The sequence below is a fragment of the Calditrichota bacterium genome, assembly GCA_013152715.1.
Taxonomy (GTDB): Bacteria; Zhuqueibacterota; Zhuqueibacteria; order Thermofontimicrobiales; family Thermofontimicrobiaceae; genus 4484-87.
Genome location: JAADFU010000085.1, coordinates 1 through 7971, shown reverse-complemented (window position 1 = coordinate 7971; position 7971 = coordinate 1). Strand labels below are relative to the sequence as shown.

The 7971-nt window shown below is 43.3% G+C and carries 9 protein-coding genes; 6 read left to right on the top strand and 3 right to left on the bottom strand.

The genetic code is table 11. From position 1 onward, the window contains the following. Positions 1-97 precede the first annotated feature (97 nt). The 4 genes from GXO74_06445 to GXO74_06430 all read left to right on the top strand — a co-directional run bounded on the left by GXO74_06445 (position 98) and on the right by GXO74_06430 (position 4225). Entirely contained in the window at positions 98-1417 is a 1320-nt protein-coding gene (locus GXO74_06445) for an NCS2 family permease (protein NOZ61303.1), read from the top strand. A 222-nt stretch (positions 1418-1639) separates the two neighbouring features. Next, a complete protein-coding gene (locus GXO74_06440; GenBank protein NOZ61302.1) occupies positions 1640-2551 on the top strand; it encodes a carbohydrate kinase family protein in 912 nt (303 codons plus the stop codon). Between the two features lie 21 nt (positions 2552-2572). Beyond that, positions 2573-3475: a dTDP-4-dehydrorhamnose reductase gene (gene rfbD / locus GXO74_06435; protein NOZ61301.1), complete on the top strand. Its 903-nt coding sequence runs from the start codon at positions 2573-2575 to the stop codon at positions 3473-3475. 33 nt (positions 3476-3508) lie between these two features. After that, the gene (locus GXO74_06430; GenBank protein NOZ61300.1) at positions 3509-4225 is read left to right on the top strand and encodes a polyprenol monophosphomannose synthase; all 717 of its coding nucleotides are present in this window, start codon (positions 3509-3511) and stop codon (positions 4223-4225) included. A gap of 47 nt (positions 4226-4272) precedes the next feature. Here the strand turns inward: GXO74_06430 and GXO74_06425 are convergent, their stop codons facing one another. Both GXO74_06425 and GXO74_06420 read right to left on the bottom strand, forming a co-directional pair. Continuing rightward, positions 4273-4809 (bottom strand): isoprenylcysteine carboxylmethyltransferase family protein, encoded by a 537-nt coding sequence (locus GXO74_06425; protein NOZ61299.1) that lies wholly within the window; start codon positions 4807-4809, stop codon positions 4273-4275. Between the two features lie 27 nt (positions 4810-4836). Next, positions 4837-5271 (bottom strand): hypothetical protein, encoded by a 435-nt coding sequence (locus GXO74_06420; protein ID NOZ61298.1) that lies wholly within the window; start codon positions 5269-5271, stop codon positions 4837-4839. 378 nt (positions 5272-5649) lie between these two features. Between GXO74_06420 and GXO74_06415 the strand changes: the two genes are divergently transcribed. Both GXO74_06415 and GXO74_06410 read left to right on the top strand, forming a co-directional pair. Continuing rightward, positions 5650-6147: a hypothetical protein gene (locus tag GXO74_06415; GenBank protein ID NOZ61297.1), complete on the top strand. Its 498-nt coding sequence runs from the start codon at positions 5650-5652 to the stop codon at positions 6145-6147. Positions 6148-6297: 150 nt separating this feature from the next. Continuing rightward, positions 6298-7434 (top strand): hypothetical protein, encoded by a 1137-nt coding sequence (locus tag GXO74_06410; GenBank protein NOZ61296.1) that lies wholly within the window; start codon positions 6298-6300, stop codon positions 7432-7434. Between the two features lie 199 nt (positions 7435-7633). Here GXO74_06410 and GXO74_06405 read toward each other — a convergent pair. After that, positions 7634-7971 (bottom strand): hypothetical protein (locus GXO74_06405; GenBank protein ID NOZ61295.1); only part of this gene is annotated, 338 nt, incomplete at its 5' end.

Genomic DNA, 7971 nt, shown 5'->3' with positions numbered 1-7971 from the left:
AAGACGAAGATATTCTGCGAAAATACGAGTCATTCAAAAAGTCAGGCAGCAAGCTCCCAAAATAAAAATCTTGATCAAATAAAGAGGAGAATTTCCCATGCGAAAATTTTTTAAATTTGATCAATTTGGCACCAGCTACAAACAGGAAACAATCGCCGGCATCACGACTTTTCTGACCATGTCCTACATCATCGTAGTCAATCCGGGAATTCTGGCAGCCGCCGGAATCCCCAAAGGCCCATCCACAGTGGCGACTATCATCGCTGCGGTAGTCGGCTCGCTGATGATGGCATTTTATGCGAACAGACCAATTGCCATCGCGCCGTACATGGGAGAAAATGCCTTTATCGCATTCACTGTCGTCCTGGCCATGGGCGCTTCCTGGCAGGCGGGAATCACCGCTGTTTTGATCGGCGGAATCATTTTTGTGCTGATTACGCTAATCGGATTGCGCGGCTGGTTAGCTGACGCCATTCCCTTAAATTTGAAATATGCTTTTATCGTTGGCATTGGCTTATTTCTCACATTTATCGGACTGATGGACACCGGCATTGTCGTCAAAATGGATTCCGTGCCCGTCGGTATCGGAAAACTTACCTCGCCGGAAGTTCTCCTCGCGCTATTTGCTTTTTTCCTGATGTCGCTGCTCATGATTCGCAAAGTTCGCGGCTCGATCATGGTTGGCATTTTGTCAACGACAATTCTGGCGTACATCCTCAAAGCCGTCGGCGTCAATCTGCCCGGCATCGAATTACCCCAGGGAATCATTTCCACGCCGCCGTCGATCGCGCCCATTGCGTTCAAATTTAATTTTGCTGAAGTTTTCACCATCGGATTTTTGCCCATTTTGCTGTCAATCTTTCTGATGGATTTTGTCGATACTATCGGCACTCTCATCGGCGTAAGCGCCCGGGCGGGATTTTTAGATGAAAATGGCAATCTCCCGGAAATCGAAAAACCCATGTTGGCAGACGCCGTTGCCACGGTAGTCGGCGCGTGCTGCGGAACAACCACCACAGGCAGCTACATCGAATCCGCCGCCGGAATCGAAGAAGGAGGCCGCACCGGCTTCACAACTTTTGTCACTGCCATGATGTTTTTGCTGGCGTTGTTTTTCACGCCAATTTTGACGGCAATCCCGAAATGCGCTTACGGCCCCGCGCTGATCATCGTGGGAATTCTCATGATCGATTCCGTCAAGAAAATTGACTTTGACGACATGACAGAGCTCATTCCGGCGTTCGTAACAATCATATTCATGGCTTTCACTTACAATCTGGGAATCGGCATCACCGCCGGTCTGGTTGTGTATCCGTTGATAAAATTGCTTTCAGGCCGTGCCTCTGAAGTCAAAGCCGGCGCCTGGGTTCTGGGCGGAATTTCGTTGATCTTTTATATTTTTTATCCGTATCAATAAAGTTTTTGCTTCGGGTTTGTAGCTCTGAGTTTTGAGTAGAGAAAAGTAATCCCGATGTTGTAGTTATTAGTTGAAAATTTTGAGATAAGCTTGAAGGGCTCTAAAACTAATAGCAAAAAGTAAAACCAACAATCTGTAATTTATAACTCACAACTCGAAACTCGGAACAGAATTCAGGAAACAAATTGTCAGAGCAAAAGTTTAACTTTTCTTGAAAATTTCATGAATTTTTGTGTCATCGGAACGATTAATAACGATCATACAATTTACCTTGACCGCAGTGAAGGGCGAGGACTGGGCGGAATTTTTTACACTATCCTCATGCTACGGCACGTGATGGATCAAAGTGACAAAATTTTTCCGGTCTGCAATTTGGGCGATGATATCTTTGATCAGGTCATCGCGGAACTCACTGCGCTGGGGAAAATTGGAACTGATTTTATTTATAAAATTAAGCAAAAAAATACCGCGGTGCGGCTTGTTTATCGAGACAGAGAACAACGGGATGAATACATCAGCAATCTCATGCCGCCGTTGAAATTGGAACAATTGTTAGCGCCGAAAAATATGGATGGTTATCTGGTGAATTTTATCACCGGAAAAGAAATGTCGCTGACAACGTTTGTTCAATTTTGCCGGCGAATAGAAGTTCCGATTTTCATGGATTTTCACAGCTTGTCGCTGGGCATTGCCGAAGACGGGAAAAGATTTTACCACTATCGCGACGATTGGAAAAAATGGGTCTCCGAAGTCGATGTGCTCCAGTTGAATGAAAAAGAGGCAGCTAATCTGATGCGAAATGACTCGCCGTCGATAGTTGAAATTTCTGAATTTGCCAGGACGCTTATACGCGAACGTTTGAAAATTGTAAATATCACGCTCGGCTCAAAAGGATCAATTCTTGCATGGCAAAAAAACGGCGCTCGCGCAGCGAAATTGATTCCCGCCTTCCCTGTCAAAAATGTCGTTGATGTAACCGGCAGCGGAGACGCTTTTATGGCTGGTTTTATTTGTAAATTTATGAAGAGTAATGATCCGGAAAAAGCAGCAGAATTTGCCAATAGAGTCGCTGGATTGAAATGTACTCGAAAAGGAGCTGAAGGGATACGAGAATTAGCAACTGATGCGATGTAACAACAAACAGGGGTTTTGAGAATGTCAACTTTGCTGATAACTGGTGTGAATGGATTGTTGGGTCAGAAAGTTTTAGAGCAAGCATTAAAATTGAAATACAGCGTTTTTGGGATAGATGTTCACGACCATGCTTTTGTTAAAGCCAAGGGTTTCCAATATCAGCCGCTGGATATCACGGACAGGCGAGCCGTAAGAAAAACTGTACTTACAATTTATCCACATTACATCATTAACACCGCAGCAATGACCAATGTGGATGCCTGTGAAAAGCAAAAGGAACTGTGCTGGCGCATCAATGTGGAAGGCGTGGAAAATCTCATTTATGCGGCGCGAAAAATCGGCTCGAGAATTGTGCATCTATCCACGGACTACGTTTTCGATGGCAACAATGGCCCTTACTCTGAAGAAGATAAATGCGCGCCGCTGGGCTATTACGGAAAATCAAAACTCGCCAGCGAAAACGCGCTTCTTGCGTCAGACCTGGAATTTGCCATTGTGCGCACCATGGTGCTCTACGGCGTCGGGATAAATGTCAGGCCCAATTTCGTCACCTGGCTCATTTCTGCGCTGCGCGAAAAAAAGCCGGTGACTATCGTTACCGATCAACTGGGCAGCCCAACTCTCGCTGATGATTTGGCGGCGGCAATTTTGAAAATCATTGAACTGGAGAAATGGGATATTTTTCACGTTGCCGGCAGCGAAGTCATCGACCGTTACAATTTTGCGCTGAAGATTGCCGAAATTTTTAATCTGGACAAAAATCTAATTACACCAATTACCACCGCAGAACTGAAACAAGATGCACCCAGACCCCTCAATTCCGGACTTATCGTTGATAAAGCTAGCCGAGAAATAGGGGTAAAACTATCGGACGTGGAAGAAGGCTTGAAAAAATTTAAAAAACAGTATAAGAAATTGAGATAGAGCCGAAACAATCGCTAAATTTGCGGAGTTGCCATGAAATCTTTAATCGTCATTCCAACTTACAACGAAGCTGAAAACATCGAAAATCTCATCGAACGAATTCTGCTGCTCGGCATCGACAATCTGGACGTCCTCATTGTCGACGACAGTTCACCTGATGGCACTGCTGAAATCGTGGAAAAGCTGATGCAAAAATACTCCAATATTCATCTCATGAAACGCGCCAAAAAAGCTGGATTAGGAACCGCCTATGTTGCGGGTTTCAAATACGCGATTGAGAAAGGATATGACTACATCTTTGAAATGGATGCCGATTTTTCTCATAATCCGGATGAGATTCCTAATTTTCTGAGCAAAATGAAAGAATGCGATCTGGTCATCGGCTCTCGCTACGTCACAGGCGTAAATGTCATCAATTGGCCTCTTTCGCGACTGATACTCTCCGTGGGCGCGAATAAATACACGCAAATCATCACCGGACTTCCCGTCAAGGATTCCACCGGAGGCTTCAAATGCTTCCGCCGCGAAGTACTGGAGAAAATTAATTTAGACGACGTTCGCTCTGACGGTTATTCTTTCCAAATAGAAATGAATTTCAAGGCATGGAAAAAAGGCTTCCGCATTTGCGAAATTCCCATCGTCTTCACTGACCGCGAAGCCGGTAGCTCCAAAATGTCCAAAAAAATCATCCGCGAAGCGATCAGGATGGTTTGGAAGTTGAAGTTTTTGAGTTTGGTGGGAAGAGTGTAAAAATCAATAGGCTCTTTTTCCCTGATAAATTAGAAAGTCATTAAATTTTACGCATTTTTACTTTTACCTACCGCTGAAACCAATTTTTTGAGACAGTTCAACGAGAAATTGAAAAATGGCACTTCTGCACTATATTTCCGATATTCATCCCCGAATTTCCGTATCGCTTCCTTTTCTTCAATATATTTAATCATCAGCACCATGATTAACATTTCCAGCGGCGCATAAAAAAGAATAAAGCTCAAACTTCCCACAAGCAAAGCAATGGCAAGAGGAAAAAACAGTAATCCAAGATGCATGGGATGACGCATACAGTCATAGACATCTGTCTTGACGAGGCGGTTTGTTTCCATACGCGGTAAGTCGCCTTCTCTGCCGAATTTTGCCAGAACACGGCCTGTGTGGCGGCTACTGCGCATGACAAAGATAAATAAAACCGCACCCGCACTGAAACTCAACGCGTGAAAAAGAAAATTTCTGGGGTATCCGCCGAACAGCCGAATATCAGTCGCTGTACCCGCGACAATTCCTCCGACGATAAATACGATCCAGATGAAAATACGTAATTTTGCTGATTTATTCATGGTAGTTTCCCTCAACTCGAAATTGGGTTAGATTTTTTTTGGGCGAGCAAAGAAACTTTTGTAATAAAGAAAACTGGAGAAGAACAGCGCGCTGCCAATGCCGACGTACACCGGCGACAGCAGCAATTTGGGCACAAATGTTGAGTTACGCAATAAAATACCCATTGCCATCATCACGCCAATCAAGATGTAACTTTTCCATTCCTGAAAAGCAAACACGCATACTTTGTCCGGCAAATTTAAAATGCGCCGGATGTTTTTGCTGGCGATCTTGTTAAAACCAAAAACCGCAATGGCAATACCCAACGCGACACCAACAATTTCCGCAAAGATGGCCTGATTTTGCTGGTAGCGCGTCAGCCATCTGATGGCAAAACTGTTCAACAAAACGCCAACGCCGCTCCACATCAATCCGGATAAAATAAGCAACCAATGGTTTCTAACAGAAGGTTTTCCTTTCATTCCCAGTTCTCGTTCGTTAATTGCGATTTTCCGATTCGCAGAAATATATCTGATATTTTTTCAGCGCAATAAAACACCTATTTTAACAACAACCTCAACAAGAAGTTTCCTACTTTTTAGCGCTAAACGCAAATTTCATTTTTAAGCAAGAATACAAAAACCCTAAACAAAGCTCGACCGATTGGTTGTCCATCTCGCCCGTCTGGTCGAACAAAAGAGGTTTTGTGCCAAAGACTACATGTCAATAATTAATTGATATTATTATTGTTACAGACAGAATAAATTTCATGGCACACCTCTTGCCTAATGACATAGTGAATTTGAAATTAATTACTTTTTTAATCACTTATTAATCTACTAACTAATCGGAGGTGTACGATGAAACAACTCACAAAACTCTCAATTGTCGCGATCGCAGCAATGTTCCTGATGTTCGTTGCGTTCAGTAGCAACAGTTTCGCACAAAACGGCAGCCAGAAAGGCGTCCATGGAAAAGGTTTTGTCGACGAAAATGGCGACGGCTACAACGATCTCGCGCCTGATGATGACGGCGATGGCATTCCCAACGGTCAGGACCCGGACTACGTTCCTGTGAATCCGGACAAAGGCAAACGCTGGAACGGCTTCATCGATGAAGATGGCGACGGAATCAACGATCGTATGCAGGACGCAGATGGCGACGGAATCCCCAATTGCCAGGATCCGGACTGGGTCAAACCGCAGGATGGCAGCGGGAACAAGTTCGGGCAGATGGGCAACAGAGGACACGGACAAATGGGACGCGGGTCCAAAGGTTTCAAAGGCGCAGGTAACGGTAGCGGAACAGGCGTCTGCGACGGCACAGGTCCCAAAGGATCAGGCGGACGTAACAGATAAGCTCCCTTGATGTGTTTCCATTTCAAGACAGGCAGTCTCCGCTCTTCAAAACATAAAAGCGGAGGCTGTTGTTTTAAATGAATATCAGCAAGACATTCAACCAGTAAAATTTCAAATTTTCCCATAAAATCAAATCAAGAGGTAACACAAATGAAAAACTGGATAATTTTCACGTTGTTAATATTTGGGCTTTTAGCTATTTCTCTGCCAGTGAATAGCCAAACCAACATTTCAATTTCTCAATATCTCATTTACCAGACCAACTCCTTTTACAACTACAAGCAACTCGCCGATGCTAACGACTACGTTGGCTTTAAGATGAGCCACATTATGGCAGGTGAAAAAATTCAATCGAGAGTTTACTATCAGGGCAATTTCAATTTTTTCAAGGAATATTCCGACAGACGCTACCACAACCAGAAGTTAGGCTATGACGGCTATACTACAAACTCTGACAAAAGAACTTTTTACTTCGGAGCCAATTGGTCTCTACAGGACGGCACGGGCGTTTACAATTACTACGATTACTGGAAAATTCAAGGATACATCAACAGTAAAATATATTTCCGTAGCAACTTGATCGGTAGATTCGGCTACATTCTCAATAACAGAAATTACACGGAACTGCCGGAATTCAGCTATTGGGAGCATTATTTTTACGGACAATTGAACACGTTTTTTCAATCAGGCACTTCAATCACACTGAATTTGAGATACGGTTTGAAAAATTACATTCCTCTGCAAATCTCTTACGGAAGAAGAAATTTCGAATACATTGAAATGCCAAGCGTTGATCAGTTGGTGAGTAGCGTAAAAATTGCGCAGGCGCTCGGAGAGAAAACCTCTGTCAGTTTTCAGTATTTGAATCGATTAAATCCTGGTTTAGTGACCGGATCAGCAGCCGTGATGAACAGCGACGACTTGTTCACAGAAGATGAGTTGTTCGATGATCCTTACGGCTACAGCGGACACGAGCTTTCGCTCAATTTTACTCATTTTCTGCCCGGCTATGTCAAATTTCAGTTGGGTTCCAAATATTACTGGAAAAATTATCACAACCGGAAAATTTACGACCTCGAAGGCAATGTCGATATTTCGGGCAGCACACGATCAGATGAACGGTCACTCCTCTGGGCAGAATTGAGCCGCAGTTTCGCCGTCAACTGGGGAATTAAAACGGTCAAGCTGTCACTGCAAGGCGGTTATCTGAAAAACATTTCCAATGATGACTATTATCAGTTTGATAATTATTTTGGATCGCTGGGATTGGAGTTTTCGGTGAAGTAAAATGATTTGAAATCAATAATGGCGGACTCATTTCTTGAAAATGCTATTTTTAGCATTTTAGAGAAATATTAGGAGATTTGGAATGATATTTAACAAAACCCGATTAAAAAGTGCAAAAAAGTAAGGATACGAAAATTTAAAATTTACAAAAACAAATTTTCGCATCCTTACATTAATAATTTTAAATCATCAATTCATGCTAAATAAACAACTCTTTCAAATCCCCAAACTCCCGCTTTCCGTAACCAGCTTCATTCAGCACATGAAGATAATGACTCACATCATCCACCACATCTTCCGAATTTCTAAAATTAAAATTTACGCGAGACAAAAACAGTTCCACTTCTTCGGGCTTCACGCGCATGATATCGTAACTCAATTTTGCTGCTTCCTTGGGATTGGCATTGACCCATTCCACAGCTTTGGCGGTTTCTCTCAAAAAGATCTCTGCAATATCAGGATATTCGCGCAAAATTTCTCCCTTGAACAAAACTCCGGCATTGGGCAGATTTCCTTTTCCTGGATAAAGCTTTTCCC

Excerpts from the sequence above, each read along its gene's own strand:
- GXO74_06445 (NOZ61303.1), top strand. The coding sequence starts at position 98 with ATGCGAAAATTTTTTAAATTTGATCAATTTGGCACCAGCTACAAACAG.
- GXO74_06420 (NOZ61298.1), bottom strand. The coding sequence starts at position 5,271 with ATGAAAGGAAAACCTTCTGTTAGAAACCATTGGTTGCTTATTTTATCC.
- GXO74_06410 (NOZ61296.1), top strand. The coding sequence starts at position 6,298 with ATGAAAAACTGGATAATTTTCACGTTGTTAATATTTGGGCTTTTAGCT.
- rfbD (NOZ61301.1), top strand. The coding sequence starts at position 2,573 with ATGTCAACTTTGCTGATAACTGGTGTGAATGGATTGTTGGGTCAGAAA.
- GXO74_06415 (NOZ61297.1), top strand. The coding sequence starts at position 5,650 with ATGAAACAACTCACAAAACTCTCAATTGTCGCGATCGCAGCAATGTTC.
- GXO74_06425 (NOZ61299.1), bottom strand. The coding sequence starts at position 4,809 with ATGAATAAATCAGCAAAATTACGTATTTTCATCTGGATCGTATTTATC.
- GXO74_06430 (NOZ61300.1), top strand. The coding sequence starts at position 3,509 with ATGAAATCTTTAATCGTCATTCCAACTTACAACGAAGCTGAAAACATC.
- GXO74_06440 (NOZ61302.1), top strand. The coding sequence starts at position 1,640 with ATGAATTTTTGTGTCATCGGAACGATTAATAACGATCATACAATTTAC.